The organism is Lactobacillus johnsonii, assembly GCF_013487865.1.
GTDB lineage: Bacteria > Bacillota > Bacilli > Lactobacillales > Lactobacillaceae > Lactobacillus > Lactobacillus johnsonii_A.
On the sequence record NZ_CP047409.1, the window covers coordinates 816,770 to 835,135 of the forward strand.

At 34.3% G+C, this 18,366-nt stretch carries 12 protein-coding genes and 1 pseudogene; 10 read left to right on the top strand and 3 right to left on the bottom strand.

Annotated elements, in window-relative coordinates; translation table 11 throughout:
- Nucleotides 1-62: 62 nt before the first annotated feature.
- The 6 genes from dnaJ (at nt 63) to yjeM (ending at nt 8,733) form a co-directional block, all read left to right on the top strand.
- Nucleotides 63-1,229: a molecular chaperone DnaJ gene (gene dnaJ / locus GTO82_RS03875; RefSeq protein WP_011162230.1), complete on the top strand. Its 1,167-nt coding sequence runs from the start codon at nt 63-65 to the stop codon at nt 1,227-1,229.
- 143 nt (nt 1,230-1,372) lie between these two features.
- On the top strand, nt 1,373-3,211 hold the full coding sequence (lepA, locus tag GTO82_RS03880; protein ID WP_087713086.1) for a translation elongation factor 4: 1,839 nt from the start codon (nt 1,373-1,375) through the stop codon (nt 3,209-3,211).
- A gap of 167 nt (nt 3,212-3,378) precedes the next feature.
- Complete coding sequence (locus GTO82_RS03885) at nt 3,379-4,068, top strand: class A sortase (RefSeq protein WP_004897150.1); 690 nt, start codon at nt 3,379-3,381, stop codon at nt 4,066-4,068.
- Nucleotides 4,069-4,167: 99 nt separating this feature from the next.
- Entirely contained in the window at nt 4,168-6,438 is a 2,271-nt protein-coding gene (gene recJ / locus GTO82_RS03890; RefSeq protein ID WP_180873829.1) for a single-stranded-DNA-specific exonuclease RecJ, read from the top strand.
- Between the two features lie 134 nt (nt 6,439-6,572).
- Entirely contained in the window at nt 6,573-7,100 is a 528-nt protein-coding gene (locus GTO82_RS03895; RefSeq protein WP_004897152.1) for an adenine phosphoribosyltransferase, read from the top strand.
- Between the two features lie 124 nt (nt 7,101-7,224).
- Nucleotides 7,225-8,733 (top strand): glutamate/gamma-aminobutyrate family transporter YjeM, encoded by a 1,509-nt coding sequence (gene yjeM, locus GTO82_RS03900; protein WP_023599493.1) that lies wholly within the window; start codon nt 7,225-7,227, stop codon nt 8,731-8,733.
- A gap of 48 nt (nt 8,734-8,781) precedes the next feature.
- On the opposite strand, the gene cls is transcribed toward yjeM, so the two are convergent.
- Nucleotides 8,782-10,269, bottom strand: coding sequence for a cardiolipin synthase (gene cls / locus GTO82_RS03905; RefSeq protein ID WP_180873842.1), 1,488 nt, complete (start codon nt 10,267-10,269; stop codon nt 8,782-8,784).
- Between the two features lie 135 nt (nt 10,270-10,404).
- On the opposite strand from cls, the gene GTO82_RS03910 reads away from it, so the two are divergent.
- From GTO82_RS03910 to GTO82_RS03920, 3 genes are all read left to right on the top strand, one after another.
- Nucleotides 10,405-11,361, top strand: a complete 957-nt coding sequence (locus tag GTO82_RS03910; RefSeq protein ID WP_180873844.1) for a thymidylate synthase — start codon at nt 10,405-10,407, stop codon at nt 11,359-11,361.
- Nucleotides 11,362-11,378: 17 nt separating this feature from the next.
- Nucleotides 11,379-11,882 carry a dihydrofolate reductase gene (locus GTO82_RS03915; protein ID WP_094497042.1) on the top strand — a complete coding sequence of 168 codons (504 nt, stop codon included), beginning with the start codon at nt 11,379-11,381 and terminating at the stop codon, nt 11,880-11,882.
- A gap of 176 nt (nt 11,883-12,058) precedes the next feature.
- Nucleotides 12,059-13,402, top strand: coding sequence for an SLC45 family MFS transporter (locus GTO82_RS03920; protein WP_135014165.1), 1,344 nt, complete (start codon nt 12,059-12,061; stop codon nt 13,400-13,402).
- Nucleotides 13,403-13,475: 73 nt separating this feature from the next.
- On the opposite strand, the gene GTO82_RS03925 is transcribed toward GTO82_RS03920, so the two are convergent.
- Nucleotides 13,476-15,743 carry an HAD-IC family P-type ATPase gene (locus tag GTO82_RS03925; RefSeq protein ID WP_180873846.1) on the bottom strand — a complete coding sequence of 756 codons (2,268 nt, stop codon included), beginning with the start codon at nt 15,741-15,743 and terminating at the stop codon, nt 13,476-13,478.
- Nucleotides 15,744-15,866: 123 nt separating this feature from the next.
- Between GTO82_RS03925 and GTO82_RS03930 the strand changes: the two genes are divergently transcribed.
- On the top strand, nt 15,867-16,715 hold the full coding sequence (locus tag GTO82_RS03930) for a LysR family transcriptional regulator (RefSeq protein WP_180873848.1): 849 nt from the start codon (nt 15,867-15,869) through the stop codon (nt 16,713-16,715).
- Nucleotides 16,716-16,771: 56 nt separating this feature from the next.
- Here GTO82_RS03930 and GTO82_RS03935 read toward each other — a convergent pair.
- Nucleotides 16,772-18,161, bottom strand: a pseudogene (locus tag GTO82_RS03935) (IS3 family transposase).
- Between the last annotated feature and the right edge of the window lie 205 nt (nt 18,162-18,366).

Genomic DNA, 18,366 nt, shown 5'->3' on the forward strand with positions numbered 1-18,366 from the left:
TCAAACAAGAAAAGAACTGCGTGATTGTAGTTCTTTTCTTTTATGAATAAAGGAGTTTTCAGATGGCACAACGTGATTATTATGATGTGCTGGGTGTTGATAAAAATGCTAGTGAAAGTGAGATTAGTAAGGCATATCGTAAACTAGCAAAAAAATATCACCCAGACTTAAACCATGAACCTGGTGCTGAAGAAAAATACAAGGAAGTAAATGAAGCATATGAGGTTCTCCATGATAAACAGAAAAGAGCTCAGTATGACCAATTTGGCCAAGCAGGTGTAAATGGTCAAGGTGGCTTTGGTGGTCAAGGCTTTGGCGGTTTTGGCGGCCAAGGTGGATACTCATCTCAAGGCTTTGGTGATTTTGGCGATATTTTCGGTGATATCTTTGGTTCAGCATTTGGCGGAGGCAGAAGTCGTGTAGATCCAACTGCACCGCAAAAAGGTCAAGATTTAGATTATACAATGACGATTGACTTTATGGATGCAATCAAGGGTAAAAAGACCGATATTACCTATACTAGAAGTGAAGTTTGTCCTACTTGTGACGGCTCTGGTGCTGAAAAAGGTACTCATCCAATTACGTGTGATAAATGTCATGGAAGTGGGGTAATGACGGTAACTCGTCAAACACCACTCGGTGTTATTCAACAACAAACTACTTGTGACAAGTGCGGAGGACGCGGAACAATTATTGAACATCCATGTCAAACTTGCCATGGTCAGGGCACCGTCGACAAAAAGCAGACTCTTCAAGTTACTGTTCCAGCTGGTATTGATAATGGACAACAGATTCGTTTAAGTGGTCAAGGCGAAGCTGGAAAAAATGGTGGTCCTTACGGTGACTTGTACATTGTATTTAGAGTTAAACCAAGCAAAGAATTTAGAAGAAATGGTACAACTATCTATACTGAAGCTCCAATTTCATTTGCTCAAGCAGCTTTAGGAGATAAAATTCGTGTAAATACAGTTCATGGTCCAGTTGATTTAACTATTCCGGCAGGAACTCAACCTAATACTAACTTTAAATTACGTGGTCAAGGTGTACCAAAGATAAATGGTACAGGCAATGGAGACCAAGAAGTAACAGTTAAAGTAGTTATTCCAAAGAAGATTAATGATAAGCAGAAAGAAGCTTTGGTTGATTACGTTAAAGCTGGTGGCGGTAATATTTCCCCACAAGAAAAGAATTTCTTTGAACGTTTAAAAGATAAGTTAAACGGAGAATAAAAGTGAAAACGTATATCTCTATAAGTCTTGAGGTATGCGTTTTATTTTTGTAATAAATAATTACTTCAATAAAAATGTTGCATTAAGAATTTTATCTAGTCGTAGGCCTTTGATATAATTAATAAAGCGAAAAGGGTGAGAACATGGATATAAAAAAATTACAAGATTATCAAAAACATATTCGAAATTTTTCAATTGTTGCCCATATTGATCATGGAAAATCAACGATTGCAGATCGTATTTTAGAATTAACAGATACTGTTTCTGAACGTCAAATGAAAAATCAATTACTTGACGATATGCCACTAGAACGGCAACGTGGTATAACTATTAAGCTAAATTCTGTAGAAGTAAAATACCATGCTAAAGATGGTGAAACATATATCTTTCACTTAATTGATACTCCAGGCCACGTAGACTTTTCATATGAAGTTTCAAGATCTTTAGCGGCCTGTGAGGGGGCACTCTTAGTAGTAGATGCCACTCAAGGTGTACAAGCACAAACTTTGGCTAATACTTATTTAGCTATTGATGATGACTTGGAAATTTTACCAGTTATTAATAAGATCGATTTACCATCAGCTGATCCCGAAATGTGTAAAAATGAAATTGAAGAGATGATTGGTCTTGATGCTTCAGATGCAGTAGAAGTTTCAGGAAAAACAGGTCAAGGTATTCCTGAATTACTAGAAGAAATTGTGAAAAAAGTACCTGCACCTGACGGTGACCTCAATGCCCCATTAAAGGCTTTGATTTTTGATTCAAAATATGATGATTATCGCGGTGTTGTTTTATCTGTTCGAATTGAAGAGGGAACGGTTAAACCAGGCGATAAAATTCGTATTATGAATACTGGAAAAGAATTTGAAGTAACAGAAGTAGGTGTTTCAAGCCCACATCCAGTTAAAAAAGATATGCTTATTGCTGGGGACGTAGGATATTTAACTGCTAACATCAAATCAGTTCGTGAAACTCGTGTTGGTGATACCATTACTAGTGCTGAAAATCCAACTGAAAAGCCACTTCCAGGTTATCGTCAAATTCCACCAATGGTTTACTCTGGTATGTATCCAGTTGACAATCAAAAGTACGATGATTTGAAAGAAGCGCTTCAAAAGTTACAATTGAATGACGCTGCCTTAGAATTTGAACCTGAAACATCTCAAGCTTTGGGCTTTGGTTTCCGGTGTGGATTTTTAGGATTGCTTCATATGGACGTTGTTCAAGAACGACTCGAGCAAGAGTTTGGCATGGATTTAATCATGACCGCACCAAGTGTAGACTATCATGCTATTATGAACGACGGATCAACTAAGCTGATTGACAACCCAGCTGATTTGCCTGATGCTGGTGAATATAAGGAAGTTCAAGAGCCTTATGTTAAAGCAGAAATTATGGTGCCAAATGATTTCGTGGGACCAGTAATGGAATTATGTCAGCGAAAGCGCGGCGAATTTGTAACTATGGATTACTTAGATAAGTATCGAGTAAATGTTATTTACAATATGCCATTAGCCGAAATTATTTATGATTTCTTTGATGAATTAAAATCTTCAACTAAGGGCTATGCATCCCTTGATTATGAGATAACTGGTTATCGTGCAACGGACTTAGTTAAAATTGATATGCTTCTTAATAAAGAACCTATCGATGCTCTCAGCTTTATTGCACACCGTGAAGAAGCACAAAATCGTGCTCGTCAAATGACAACAATGCTGAAGAAATTAATTCCGCGTCAGAACTTTGAAGTTGATATTCAAGGTGCCATTGGAGCTAAAATTATTTCTCGTGCAACCATTAAACCATATCGTAAAGATGTTACTTGGAAGATTCATACCGGTGACCCTGATCGACGTGCAAAATTGCTTGAGAAACAGCGTCGTGGTAAAAAGAGAATGAAAGCAGTTGGTAGAGTAGAAGTGCCTCAAGATGCATTTATGGCTGTTTTAAAAATGAACGATGACGACATTAAAGGTAAATAAATAACATGACTTTATAGACGTACCAAGGCTTTTGGTGCGTCTTTTTTTGATTAAAATATAAATCCACGTAAAGTCTACGTAAAATCTATTGCTAAGGTAATTGATATTCTTTTTCTAAATTTGTGTTAGAATTTATAACAGTATCAATTAATTAAGGAATAGAAAAAATGGCACAAACAAAGAAAAATAATTCCAAGAAAACTTGGATCATTAGAATTGCTGCAATTATTTTATTAATTATCGGATTAGGGATGATTTTCAATAGTCAGATCCGAGATATGATGGTTAGACAAAATCAAACGACTGCCTTAAAAAAGTTGAATAAAGAAACTGTTAAAAAGAATCAAAAGAAAAAAGGAATGTTTGATTTTTCTAAGGTAGAGGAAATCGACTTTGGTCAAGTAACAAAATCGCGTGTCAATAATACAGCGGATGCAATTGGCGCGATTGCGGTTCCCAGCGTAAACATGTACTTACCAATTATGAAAGGGTTAAGCGACGATGCCATGTCAACTGGCGGAGGAACTATGAGACCTGATCAAGTGATGGGAAAGGGAAACTATCCGTTAGCTGGACACTATATGACTGCTAAGGGAGTATTATTTTCACCACTAGAAAACACTAAAATAGGTGAAAGAGTATATTTGACTAATCTAGATAAGATTTATGTCTATCGAATATATATGAAAAAAATTGTTGATCCAACTGCGGTTTGGCTAGTTGATAATACTAAGGAAAATATTGTTACTTTAATTACTTGTGCTGATGGCGGAGTTAATCGCTGGGCAATTAGAGGAAAATTAATTGCAGAAGAACCAGCAACAGACAAAAACCTTCAAGTGTTCAAGCTTAAATAAAAGGATTTACTTCTTAATTGAAAGGAAGTAAATCCTTTTTAACTTTTGCTATAATAGAAACTTAGATGTTTATAGATGATTTAGGTGAACTAGAAAATAATGAAATGGCAACAAAGACAAGCAACTAATTTAGATCAAGAGTTAATTAAGGATTATGGTTTAACTGATATTCAAGCTAAACTTTTTGCTTTAAGAGGGATAAATACTGCAGAAAAATTAGATTTTTGGTTAAATGCAGACGAAAATGATCTAGCTGATCCTTTTTTGATGCATGATATGGAAAAGACAATTGATCGAATTAATCAAGCAATTGATAATGGTGAAAAGATAACCATCTATGGTGATTATGATGCGGATGGAATCACAGCAACTAGTATCATGATGGATACTTTGGAAATTTTGGGTGCCGATGTTCATTTTTTTATTCCAGATAGATTTAAAGATGGTTATGGACCGAACATGAGTCGCTATCAAGAGATAGTAGAAGATGGAACTAAGTTAATTATTACTGTGGATAATGGTGTAACTGGTGTTGAAGAAATAAAGTACGCTCAAGAACATGGTGTCGATGTGATTTTAACTGATCATCATACTTTTCAAGATCAAAAACCAGCAGCCTTCAGTACTGTTCACTGTAATTATCCTGGCCAGAAATATCCATTTGATGATTATTGTGGAGCAGGGGTTGCGTATACAATTTGCCGTGCATTAATGCAAGATACAATGCCTGAGCTATTAGATTTGGCCATGATTGGAACAATTGGCGATATGGTAAAAGTTACTGGTGAAGGCCATATTATTGTAAAACGTGGTTTAGATATTCTGAATCAAACTGAACGACCAGGATTGCGCGCTTTGATTAAACAAGCGGGTCTAACTATGGGAGAAATTACGGCAACAGATGTTGGCTTTAATATTGCACCTAGATTAAATGCTGTTGGACGTTTGGCAGATGCTAGTTTAGCCGTGGAATTACTTTTAAGTGATGATGAAGAACAAGCTGAAAAAATAGCTACTAGGATTGAAGAATTAAATAATGAGAGAAAAGAACTTACAAGTAAAGTTTATGACGATTGTTTAGCTCAAGTTGAAAAGAATGGCTGGCAGCATCGAAATACTCTAGTTATTTATAATCCTGATTTTCATGAAGGTGTCTTAGGACTCGTAGCAAACAAAGTGGTCGAAAAGTTGCATAAACCTACTCTTGTCCTTACTAAGGATGAAACTGGTGAATTAAAGGGATCTGGCCGATCAAGCGAAGGATTTAATTTGTTTGATGCTCTAGAACCAATGAAGGATGATCTTTTAGATAAATTTGGTGGTCATGATTTTGCTTGTGGTTTATCTTTAAAAGCCGACAAGCTCGAAGAATTACGAGTACGCTTTGAGGATAGTTTTAAACCAAGTACTGATCTTGATGTAAAAGATTTTGACTTTGAATTAAATTTAAAAGAAGTTACGCCTGATACGATAGCTGAGATTAATCTGGTTGGTCCATTTGGAACAGGTAATCCTGAACCAATTTTTAGTATTAGCGAGCCCCATATTAAGAGTCTATTTAAAATTGGAAAAGATAAAAATCATGTAAAGTTTACAGCAGAAAAAAATGCGGGGAAGCTTACAATTGTTGGTTTTAACAAGGGATTTTTAAATCAAACATTACTTCCTTTTATTAAAGAACTTTACGTTACTCTTTCTCTTAATAGTTGGAAAAATATTTCGAATGTTCAAGGGATGCTAGCAGGGATTGAATATGGAGCTCCAAAATTAGCTGTTTTTGATCAAGTAATTGATATGCGGCAAGAAGACTATGTGATGGGATTTGCTGATAAGTATTTGATTTTTGATAAAAAGATTATTCCGTGGGCTAGGAATGGATTGGGTATCCCTGAAGAAAAGCTTAGTCTAGCAAAAGATTACAATGGAGATTCTGAAGTAGTAGCTTTATTAGATACGCCACGCAATCAAATGGAGTTAAATGTTGCTTTGGAGAAAAAGTATCAACAGCTTTATTTACGCTTTTTATTTGATCAATTACCAATCAATACTTTGCCAAGTAGGGATGCTTTTGGTGCAACTTTAAAATATATCTATGCACATCCAAACTTAAGTATTGATGATTACCAGGCTGTATCTTCTTATCTTGGTTTAGATTATCAAGCTGTTTTATTTATTTTACGTGTATTTTTTGAATTGAATTTTGTCTCATTTACTGATGGAAAAATTATCGGGAATAAGAATCCCGAAAGTAAAAAACTAACTGCTTCAAAATATTTTAATAGTATATCCTCTCAGATAAAATTTACTAATCAGTTAAGAACGATGCCATCAAATCAATTGATTAATTATGTTAAACAATATTTGAAGTGATCATTACTAGTTATAAATTATTAAAAAGTTCGGTTTAAGCCTGATTTTAAAGCAAAAATTTGGTAAAATATACAAGTCAAAGACCGCTAGGTCTAATTTTTCAATGAGAGTCTAAAATGGAGGTTTCTCTTTAAATGGCAATTGATTTTAAAGAACACATTGCAAGTGTACAGGATTTTCCAAATAAGGGGATTGTCTTTCGCGATATCACCCCAATTTTGCAAGATGGGAAATTATATCGCGCTGCTACCCATGAATTAGCTGATTATGCTAAAAGTCGTGGAGCAGAAGTAATTGTTGGACCAGAAGCCCGTGGATTTATTGTTGGCTGTCCTGTTGCAACAGAATTAGGAGTTGGTTTTGTACCAGCTCGTAAGCCTCATAAGTTGCCACGCGAAGTAGAAAGTGCTTCTTATGATTTAGAATATGGTTCTAATGTCTTAGAAATGCATAAAGATGCAATTAAGCCAGGTCAAAAAGTTGTAATCTGTGATGACTTGATGGCAACTGCTGGTACTCTTCACGCAACTAAGGAATTAATCGAAAACTTAGGCGGAGAAGTAGTAGGGGCAGCATTTTATATTGAATTAACTGATCTTAAGGGAAGAGAACAATTCCCAGATTTAGACATATATTCTTTAGTAAAGTACAGTGATGCTTAATGCTTGAACGGAACTCGATTGAGTTCCGTTTTCTTTTGCTTATTTTTAATCTCTTTTGTATTAATTTAACAAAAAGCGCATAATAGTTAATGTTTGTATGAAAGAGGGAGTGTTTTAGTTTTTTATGAAAAAAGACAAATCAGTCAAAATTGGGCTAAAGAGTCTAGTTCTGATGATCTTTTCAGCTATTTTTGGCTTTAGTAATTCTTTAACAGCCTATTACCAAATGGGTTATGCAAGTATTGTGTGGTATATCATAACCGCAATTTTATTCTTTTTACCATCAGCTTTAATTTTTGCCGAATATGGTGCAGCTTTTAAAGGAGTTAAGGGCGGAATTTTTTCTTGGCTTAAAGGCTCAGTTAGTGAAAAAACTGCTTTTATCGGTACTTTTATTTGGTTAGCTGCTTGGGTGGTTTGGCTTGTATCATCGACACAATTTTTCTTAGTATCGGTATCAACAGCCATTTCAGGCCATGATACTACTCAAAGCTGGCACTTTTTAAATTTGACATCAACACAACTTTTAGGAATTTTAGAAGTAGTATTTTTAGTAGTCGTAACATTCTTTGCTGCTAAGGGTGTTGATAAGATTGCAGCTGTAAGTAACGTTGGAGGCTTTTTTACTTTAGCCATTACAATTGGTTTTACTTTGGTATCAATTTTAGTATTCTTTTTGAATCATGGAAAGTTAGCAGAACCTTTAACAGCTCAATCACTAGTTCATTCACCTAATCCGGCTTTCCAATCTCCAATTGCCGTTGTGTCTTTCATTGTTTATGCTTTGTTTGCTTACGGTGGTCTAGAAACATCAGCTGGTGTGATTGATTCAGTAGATAAACCTGAAAAAACGTTTCCTAAGGCTTTAATTACTGCAATGATTTGGATGACGGCATTATATGTTTTAAATATTTTGATGTGTGGTGTAGCTGCTAACTGGAGCAGTCAATTAAGTGGTAAAAATGTTGATTTGGCTAATGTTGAATATGTTTTAATTAACAATTTGGGAGTTGAAACAGGTAAAGCATTTGGACTTTCTCATTCAGCATCATTAGCTTTAGGATCTGCTTTTTCCCGTTTTGCTGGATTGGCTGACGTTTTAGCAGGAATTTCAGCAGCATTTTTAATGGTTTATTCACCTGTTAAATCATTTATTGAGGGCTGTGATCCAAAACTTTTACCTAAATCCTTAGTTAAATTAAATCGACACGGAATGCCAGAGCGTTCAATGTGGCTTCAGGCTGTTATTGTTAGTGTTATTATTTTATTTATTTCATTTGGTGGTAACGCAGCCGGTCAATTCTATACTATTTTAATGGATATGATGAACGTTTCTTCATCTGCACCATATTTGTTCTTGATTGGTGCATATCCATTCTTTAAGATGAAAAAAGATATCGATCGTCCATTTATCTTTATTGAGGGTAAAAAACGTGTGTGGGCCGTAACAATTGTTGTTTGGCTTGTAGTAGCAGTAGGAATCGTCTTTACTTGTATTGAGCCATTATTTACTGGTGATTATGCAACTTCATTCTGGACCGCTATTGGACCAGTGGCATTTGGTGTTATCGCTTGGATATATTATTCATATCAAGAAAGAAAAACTGTTACTGTAGTTGATGAAGAAGAATAAATAAGAAAAAGAGACATACTCAACTAAAAATTGAGGATGTCTCTTTTTTTATAAAATTGGTGATAATAATCTTGAAAAGTATTGTTTAAATTTACGCCAATGAGATTGTTTGTCAAAGTACTCTTTTGTGAGTAAAGTTGACTCTTTTAAATCTTCTTCAAAAATTTCTTTTAATTCCTTGGTGAGAGCTGGGCTACATGTAAAAGCATTTACTTCAAAGTTTAATTGATAACTACGAAAATCTTGATTTGCCGATCCGACTGAAGCAATATTAGAACCGCTAACCATAGTTTTCGCATGAATAAATCCATTATCGTATTTATAAACTTTAACTCCTTGATTAACTAGGTACTTTGCGTAGTATTCGGTTGCCCGGTAGACAAAGGGATGATCAGGCATAGAAGGAATCATAATTCGTACATCAACACCACTTTTTGCTGCAATAATTAAAGCCTCTAGGATTGAATCGCCTGGAATTAAGTAGGGAGTTTGAATGTAGACATATTTTTGTGCTTGAGCAATTATTTCTTCATAAGCTCGCCGAATACCAAAATGACTATTATCTGGTCCAGATGAAACAATTTGCATTGGTACCAAGTCTTTAGATTGAACTACTTTTAATTCAAATGTTTCAATTAAGCTATCAATATTATATTTTGGAAGATGAGATTTACGGCAGCTTGTATTCCAATCCATCGCAAAGCGAATCTCCATTAATAAGGCTGCTTGCCCTACTACGCGTAAATGGGTATCACGCCAGTGTCCAAATTTCTTACTTCGATTAATATATTGATCGCCAATATTGAACCCTCCAATATAGCCAATTTTATTATCAATGATTACTAATTTACGGTGTAAATGGTAATTAGCACGAGGAGTAGTAAAAAGACGGTTTCCAGCTGTTGAAATGAAAGGTTGCGCTTCTCCTCCTAAATGACGAAGTTTTTTTAAAAAAGATGGTCGTGTACCACGAGATCCGCTTGCATCATATAAAACTCTAATTTTAACGCCCCGACTGGCTGCTTTTTCTAAAGCTTGTAAGACCTGATTTCCTAATTGGTCATCATAAAATGTATAAAATTCTACATTAATACTTCTTTTAGCTTCCTCAATATTTTTTATAAGATTTGGAAACAAAACTTGTCCGTCGATAAAAGTCTCAACTTCGTTATTAAAAGTTAAAAGGGCATCATCATTGTTTAAATTTAGTTCTACTAGCCGTCTTGCACGTGGATTCTGAGATTTACTTGGTAGCAAGTCATGGATTCGTAATAGCCTATTTTGTTCATTAAGAAAATGATCACGAATTTTTTTCTGTTCAGTTTCAATTGAGAAAATATCATCGTGTGATAATTGTCGGCCAGTAAATAAATATAAAACAAATCCAACATACGGTAAGATACATAAAATCAAAAGCCAGGCCCAAGTAGAAGCAATGTCACGATGACTACGAAAAACAGTCCAAATTGCTAGCCCAACATTAATTAACCAAAGAATTTCGATTATCCTTCTAATTATGTCCCAAGTTAAAATCATTAGAATTCCCCCAAAAGTTTATAATATATAATTCTACCATACCGATGAATATACAAAATGTAGTGTTTGTATTTACCAATACACAAAATATATGGTATTTTAAGATGAAGATGCGGAATAGAAAGAAGAAATAAAATGGCAACTTTAGAGCAACCATATTTAGATTTACTAAGTAAAATAATGAATGAAGGGCATGACAAGGAAGATAGAACTGGAACAGGTACTAGAAGCCTGTTTGGAGCCCAAATGAGATTTGATTTAAATGATGGTTTTCCGATTTTAACTACTAAAAAAATACCTTTTGGACTTATTAAGAGCGAATTATTATGGTTTTTACGGGGAGACACTAATATCCGTTTTTTGCTAGAACATAATAATCACATTTGGGATGAATGGGCCTTCAAAAATTGGGTAAAGAGTAATGAGTATCAGGGCCCAGATATGACTAATTTTGGTCTTAGAAGTCAAGAGGACCCAGAATTTAAAAAGATCTATCAAGAAGAAATGAAAAAATTTGATCAAAAAGTCCTAGCAGATCAAACTTTTGCAGAAAAGTATGGAAATTTAGGAGATGTTTATGGTGCCCAGTGGAGACATTGGCAGAAACGTGAGGGTGGTTTTATTGATCAAATTCAAAATGTAATTGATCAAATTAAGAAAACACCATACTCTCGCCGCTTAATTGTGAGTGCATGGAATCCAGAAGATGTACCAACGTCCGCTTTACCTCCATGTCATGTTTTGTTTCAGTTTTATGTTAATGATGGTCGTTTAAGCCTACAGCTGTATCAAAGATCCGGAGATATGTTTTTGGGTGTACCGTTTAATATTGCAAGTTATGCTTTACTAGTAAATTTAATTGCACGTGAAACGGGTCTAAAGCCAGGTGAATTTATTCATACTTTAGGGGATGCTCATATTTATAAGAATCACTTTAACCAAGTTAAAGAATTATTGAATCGATCTGCATATGATGCTCCTATGCTTTGGCTAAATCCGGATAAAAAATTAGTACAGGATTTTGAAATGAAAGATATCAAGTTAATTAATTACCGGCATCATGGCACTATTAAGGCGCCGGTAGCCGTTTAAATGTTGAGGAAAGAACAATGATTAGATTTATTTGGGCAGAAGATGAGGATGGACGTATTGGTTACCAAGGTGCTTTGCCCTGGCATTTGCCCGCTGATTTAAAACATTTTAAAGAGCTGACTAGTAATCATATTATCGTTATGGGACGAAAAACATTTGATAGTTTTCCAGGATTACTTCCTAAAAGAAAACATATCATCCTTTCTACTAATCCAATTTTACAACGTAAATATCAAGATAATTCACGAGTTAAAGTTTTTTCACAAATTAAACAGTTGAAAAATTGGATCGAAGATCACACTGAAGAAACAATTGATATTATTGGGGGTGCTGAAGTTTTTAAAGAATTTAAGGATGAAGTAGATGTTCTTGAAAAGACAAAAATTCACCATATATTTAAGTGTGATACATGGATGCCGGAACTAAAGTACGAAGACTTTAAATTAGTAAATTCCGAAAGTCATCATCCAAATGGAAATAATAAATTTGATTACGACTTTTTAGAGTATAAGAGAATATAAGGAACTTCACTTATAAATTATTTAGAAATGCTGATATTTATTACTTTTTTGTAATGGTATCAGCATTTTTATGTATTCAGTTACCGGTAACAATTAATCCTGTATTGAAAGCATTTTCACTCTTGCTTAATATAAAATTATTGAAAGCGCTTAGCTGAAAAGTGAGGGAGAAAATTATGGATGAAAATAACAAAGTATCTGGCTTACCAGAACTTGCAAAAAGTGTGATCTGGATGATTAATTTTGGGTACTTAGGTATTCAAATTGCTTTTACTCTTGAAACATCACAAATGAGTCGAATTTTTCAAACCTTAGGAGCTGATCCAACTAAGCTAGGGTGGTTCTTTATTTTACCGCCTTTGGCTGGGTTAGTGGTACAGCCAGCTATTGGATCATTCTCTGACCGAACTTGGGCTCCAAAACTTGGTGGAAGAAGATTACCTTACTTATTAATTGGGATGATCTTTGCAGTGATTATGATGTTATTTTTGCCAAACATTGGGAGTTTAGGCTTAGGATATGGCTCTATTGAAGCATTAGTATTTGGAGCTATTGCAATTGCAATTTTAGATGTAGCAGCAAATATGGCTATGCAACCATTTAAAATGATGATTGGTGATATGGTTAATGATGAGCAAAAATCATATGCATATGGTATACAAAGTATGCTTTCAAATTCAGGTGCAGTAATTGCAGCATTTTTCCCATTTCTATTAACAGTTCTAGGAGTTGCTAATACTGCTAAAAAGGGTGTAGTACCTCAATCAGTTGTAATTTCATTTTATGTAGGAGCTACAATACTTGTCATTACAAGTTTGTTAACCGTAACAAAAGTTCATGAATATGATCCAAAAACTTATGCTCGTTATCATGGTATTAAAGAAGAAGATAACAAAGAAGGCGGAAACTGGTTTGAACTGTTAAAAAAGGCACCTAAAGTTTTCTGGCAAGTTTCATTAGTACAATTATTTTGTTGGTTTTCATTCCAATATTTATCAACTTATGCTACAGGTGCAATTGCAGAAAATGTTTGGAAAGTAACAGATCCATCTTCGGCTGGTTATCAATTAGCCGGAAACTGGTTTGGGGTTTTAACAGCTGTTCAATCAATTGCCGCAGTGATATGGTCATATGTTTTGGCAAAGGTGCCAAATGATCATCATAAGGTTGGATATGGTATTAGTTTATTATTAGGAGCAATAGGATATGGTTCCATCTTCTTTATCCATTCTCAAAATATTTTGATTGTATCATTTATTTTAATTGGAATTTCTTGGGCAGCTATGAACACTTATCCACTAACTATGGTTTCTAATGCCTTATCCGGTAAACACATGGGGACGTATTTAGGTTTATTTAATTGTTCCATTTGCTTACCTCAAATAATTGCTTCATTATTAAGCTTTATACTATTTCCACTAATGAAATATTCAATGCCGGCGATGATGCTGACTGCAGGAATTTCGGGTATTTTAGCAGCAGTTTGTGTGCTGTTTATTAAGGAAACATATAAAAACTAAAGTTTATTAAAAATAGGTTACTCTGATAAACATATCAAAGTAACCTATTTTTCTATGGATTTAGTATGGGTTATTACTTGTTTTTCATAATTGGTTGATAGAATAAATCAATTATAATTGCTGCAATTAAAGCTACAATTATGGTTAAGCCAAGATTTGCAAAGCTAATTTGAGTCATAGCTAAACCCAATAATGCTAAAGCAAAAGTTAGCAAGACATCAATAATTTGAACTATAGCAACTGATTTTGATGGAGCTGACTGCCAGAAAAATTTTCTAGTTCTAGTAATTAATACAATCAACATTGCACTTAAAACTAAGTAAACATAAACCATTGTAGAAACAGTTCCTTGAGTATAGTGGTGAGATACAAGGTACCAAACAAAGCCAAAACCAATTACAGTCCATCCTGCAGCAAGAGAGAAAGCAATCTTAGCTAATTTAAGCATATTCCAACTTTCAGGCTTATAGGTAATATGCGTATTATCGGTTCCAATCATCATAGTTACCATATTATTCATAATGGTATAAATAACCATTGCATTTAATGCCATTGGAATATAGTTAAAGCATAGGTAACCAAATGTTAAAAGCATTGTTAGTTCTGCTGTCCGAGATAATTTGGTTAATGACCAGGTTGTCATTCTTTGGTAAACTCTGTGGCCGGCATCAAGAATTTTAACAATTGGAGTTAAACCATCTTCTAGGAGAACCATCTTACCACTTCGTTTAGCAACATCAGCAGCATTTGAAACGGCAATTCCAACTTCAGCTTGCTTTAATGCGGGAGCATCATTAACTCCGTCACCAGTCATCCCCACAATATAGCCATCTTTTTGGAATAGTTTAACCATCTTAAGCTTGTCTTCCGGTAAAACATCAGCAATTCCGGCTAAATCATTAACGTCAGTTTTATCATTGAAATCGTGAATTGAGATAACTTTTCCTTTTAAGCCAACCTCTTTAGCAACAGCTTCTGCAGTTCTGCGGTTATCTCCAGTCAACATAATTGGTTTGATTCCGCGTTTTTTAAGTTCTTCTAGAGCTTTCTTTGAATCTGACCTGACTTTATCACGTAAAATGAATATTCCAGCTAGTTTGTCATTAATTAGAACTGCAACTGAACGACCAGCAGTAAAATCAATATTTTTAACTTCTTTATCAGCATTTTTATCTATTAAAGAAAGTTGCTTAAAAGAACCTAACTTAATATTGTAGTTACCAACAATAGCCATTGAATATCCGGTATCAGATGTGAAGGGGACAAATTTTTCCGGAGTATCAGGACTAATATCTTTTTCTTTTAGGTATTCATCAATGGCAGAATCAATGATACTAGGACTACGTTTATCAGTAGCTGCTCCAACTAAGGCAAGAACTTCGTTATTGAGAAGGTTGCTGAGATTGTCCCATTGAGAGACAGCTGTCTTGTTTTCAGTAATTGTGCCAGTTTTATCAAGTAGCAATAAGTTTAAGTTTGCCGCATCTTGAATACCAGTTAAGTCAGATGTTAATACTCCCTCTTTACTTAAACGAGTTGCTTCAAAAGAATTAGATAAAGCAAATGTAGATGGCATAGCAACCGGAATAGAGGCGATAAACATCATGGCTAAGAATGGGAGCATTTCAATGACATTTTGTCCTCGAATCAATGCTGCGATTACTAAAATTAAAGTTAATACACCGTCTAAGAGACAGAGGTAATAGATAATTTTGGTTAATAGCTGTTGTAAATGACCAGGAGCAGCAGAATTGTTGATTAGATTAATAGTTTTTCCCGAACGAGAATTACTTCCTGTTGCCGTTACTATTGCTAGGGCATCCCCATCCACTACGGTAGTTCCGGCATAAGCAGTATCACCAACAGATTTTTTAATGGCTTTTGATTCACCAGTAATTGAGCTTTCATCAACTGTAATCTGTCCTTGAGCAATTTTTACGTCAGCTGCTAAAACATCCCCACGTTTTAAGCTGATCAAGTCCCCAACAGCAAGAAATTTTGAATTTATTTGTTTCCATTTTCCACTTCTTTTTACAGACACTGTTGGAGTTAGCTCATGAGAAATTGTATTTAGAACTCTGCGAGACTTTTTCTTTTGTGTAGCTCCATTAAACGCTGCAAATAAAAGCATTAATAAAACAAATAAGGACTGGATCCATTTACCTAAAATGCATTCTAATAATAAGGCTGCTTCTAAAATCCAGGCCGATAAGTTCCATAACTTGGACATAAATTCTTTAAAGAAATTAAATTCAGGTTCGGGAACTTCATTTAGACCATCTTTTTTAAGACGCTCTTCTGCCTGGGCATCGGTTAACCCTTGCAGTTCTTTATTTTCCATAAAAATCCTCCGTTAATTCTCTATTTTCTTAAAATATTTTAGCGCAGTTCTTGTTATTAAGAAAATATCAAATTAAGATAGGAGATATTAAAAATATAGATAATAAGTTAAAAGGTATTAATAATGAATATTAAACAATTAAAATATTTTTTAGTGGTTGCTGAAGAGCGGCAGATTACGTCTGCTGCTAAAAAGTTATATATTGCTCAGCCACCTTTAAGTTATCAGTTAAAACAATTAGAAAAGGAAGTAGGGGTACAGCTTTTTGTTAGAACTGCCCATGGAATAGAACTGACAGAAGAGGGAAAAGTATTTCAAAAATATGCTGAAAAAATTGTTGCTCTGAGTATATCTGCTAAAAGCCAAATCCATCAAATTAAAGAGGGTGAATTAGGAAAAATTAGAATCGGAGTCATTTCTTCTTGTGGAGGAGTTGTCCCAAATGAACAATTTAAAAAATTAGTAAAATACTATCCTAATGTATCATTTGAAATACATGAAGCAAACACTTTTGGCATTGTTGAACAGCTACAAGATGGAATATTAGATTTAGGAATAGTAAGGACACCTTTTAATCTTGAAGGACTAAATTTTAAAGATTTTCATCAAGAACCCATGGTAGCAGTGACAAGAGAGGAATTTTTTGAAAGGAAAGAAATTAGACATCTTAGTGAATTAAAAGATAGTCCGATAATTTTATACCGAAGGTTTCAAGAAATATTCAATCGTAGTTTTCGGCACCAGGGAATAAGGCCGTTCTATTCAGTAACTTGTGATGATGCAAGAACAGCAATTCACTGGGCGGATAAAGGTTTAGGGATAGCTTTAGTTCCAGAATCGATCGCCCTTACTTATGCAAAAAGTAAGATTATCCCAGTAAAGCATACTAACTGGATTACCCACTTAAATTTAGTATGGCGTAAAGATAGAGAAGTGACACCACTAATGGAAAAGATTATTGAAATGTTTTAAATTAAAAAAGCCAACCACTTTGAAGTGCCATAGAAAAGTTAGACATTTATAAAATTTTAAAGATTTGATAATACACGATTTCTGTATTTTACAGGAGTCGTGTATTTTAATTTGTTTGATCTTCTAACATTGTTAAACCAATAAATATAATCTTTCAGAATTTCCTTCATCTCTTCTAAACTTCCAATCTTAAGTCGATTCAGTTTTTCTCTCTTCATTAGATTAAATATCGTTTCTCCTGGTGCATTATCATGACAATTTCCTTTTAGGGACATGCTTTGGATTATATTCATTTTCTTTAGTCGAGCCTGATAGCCTGGATTCTGATATTGAAAGCCTTGATCTGAATGAAGGATAGGAGCAGCTCCTGGTGGAAGATTATCTGCTAGTTCATCTAGCATATTATAAATAGTTTTCATTTCAGGAGAGTAACTTACTGCACAAGCTAGAATCTCCAAAGAAGCTTTATCTACTACAGGAGAAATATAAACTTTCTTGCCGTTAGTTAGTTTATATTCGGTTACATCGGTATGAAGAACTTTATAGGGGATAGTTTCATCAAAAGTTTGATTTAGGATATTTGGTGCTTTCTTTCCTACATTACCCTTATACGAACTATATTTACCAGTATTTTTATGATAAATTGTTGTTTTTATTCCTAAACTTCTCATTAACTTACGTACTGTTTCTAGAGAAAATTTAAATCCTTCATCTCTTAACGCTCCCCACATAGGACGATAACCATATGTTTCTTGTCCTTCATAGCCATAATAGATTTCTTGAATCTTCTCTTTTACTAAAGCATACTTATCAGCTTGATTAATTCTATTTTTTACATTGTCATAGTAAGTCTTTCTATTTAATTTAAGCACCTTAAATAAGACCTTAAGTTTAATTTGATGGTGTTTTGCCCGAATATCCTGTATTAATTGTGTTTTTTGTTTGTTGGATAACGTGGATATCGGGCAGCCACTTTTTTTAAGACAAGATTTTCCACTCTAAGTCTTTCTAATTCAGCTTCCTGCTTAAGAATTTTTTCTTCATACTTTTGCTTTTCACTAAGTTCTAACTTTTTAGTTGTCTTCTTACTCTTTTTAGGCACTTTCCTAGGCCGACCTTTCTGTTAGCGTATCCTTCTTCATTGAACTTTTTAGCCCAATTGTATACTTGAGAATCACTAATATTAAACTTAGCCGCTACCTTTGAAACTCCAATAGAATGTGTTAAGTAGTAGCGTACCACATTTAGCCTAAAGTCAGAAGAATAAGTAGTTTTAGTATGTTTAACAGATAAGGCAGCTAAACCTTGACACTTAGCCTTATCAACCCACCTACGAATAAGAGTCCAATGAATATTATATTGTTTAGCTAAACCTTTTATTGAATCTTCATGATTTAAATATTTGGAAACAATTTCAATTTTTAATTCAGTCGAATATTTGGTCATAAAAAAATACCTCATAATTATTAGATTTTATGTCTAACAATTATGAGGCACTTCACTTTTGGTTGGCTAAAAAATCTAATTATGTTTAACAATTTTATAGTTTAGATAACGCTCAACAGCCTGGCGCATCAACTTGATTTTGCGGGGCTTGTAAATAATGATCTTTGCCATAATACGAGTCCTTTCATTATCAATTAGTATAGCT

Coding starts and splice junctions, on each gene's coding strand:
- yjeM (WP_023599493.1), top strand. CDS start 7,225: ATGAAAAAAGACAAATCAGTCAAAATTGGGCTAAAGAGTCTAGTTCTG.
- recJ (WP_180873829.1), top strand. CDS start 4,168: ATGAAATGGCAACAAAGACAAGCAACTAATTTAGATCAAGAGTTAATT.
- GTO82_RS03930 (WP_180873848.1), top strand. CDS start 15,867: ATGAATATTAAACAATTAAAATATTTTTTAGTGGTTGCTGAAGAGCGG.
- GTO82_RS03915 (WP_094497042.1), top strand. CDS start 11,379: ATGATTAGATTTATTTGGGCAGAAGATGAGGATGGACGTATTGGTTAC.
- cls (WP_180873842.1), bottom strand. CDS start 10,269: ATGATTTTAACTTGGGACATAATTAGAAGGATAATCGAAATTCTTTGG.
- GTO82_RS03885 (WP_004897150.1), top strand. CDS start 3,379: ATGGCACAAACAAAGAAAAATAATTCCAAGAAAACTTGGATCATTAGA.
- dnaJ (WP_011162230.1), top strand. CDS start 63: ATGGCACAACGTGATTATTATGATGTGCTGGGTGTTGATAAAAATGCT.
- GTO82_RS03910 (WP_180873844.1), top strand. CDS start 10,405: ATGGCAACTTTAGAGCAACCATATTTAGATTTACTAAGTAAAATAATG.
- GTO82_RS03925 (WP_180873846.1), bottom strand. CDS start 15,743: ATGGAAAATAAAGAACTGCAAGGGTTAACCGATGCCCAGGCAGAAGAG.
- GTO82_RS03920 (WP_135014165.1), top strand. CDS start 12,059: ATGGATGAAAATAACAAAGTATCTGGCTTACCAGAACTTGCAAAAAGT.
- lepA (WP_087713086.1), top strand. CDS start 1,373: ATGGATATAAAAAAATTACAAGATTATCAAAAACATATTCGAAATTTT.
- GTO82_RS03895 (WP_004897152.1), top strand. CDS start 6,573: ATGGCAATTGATTTTAAAGAACACATTGCAAGTGTACAGGATTTTCCA.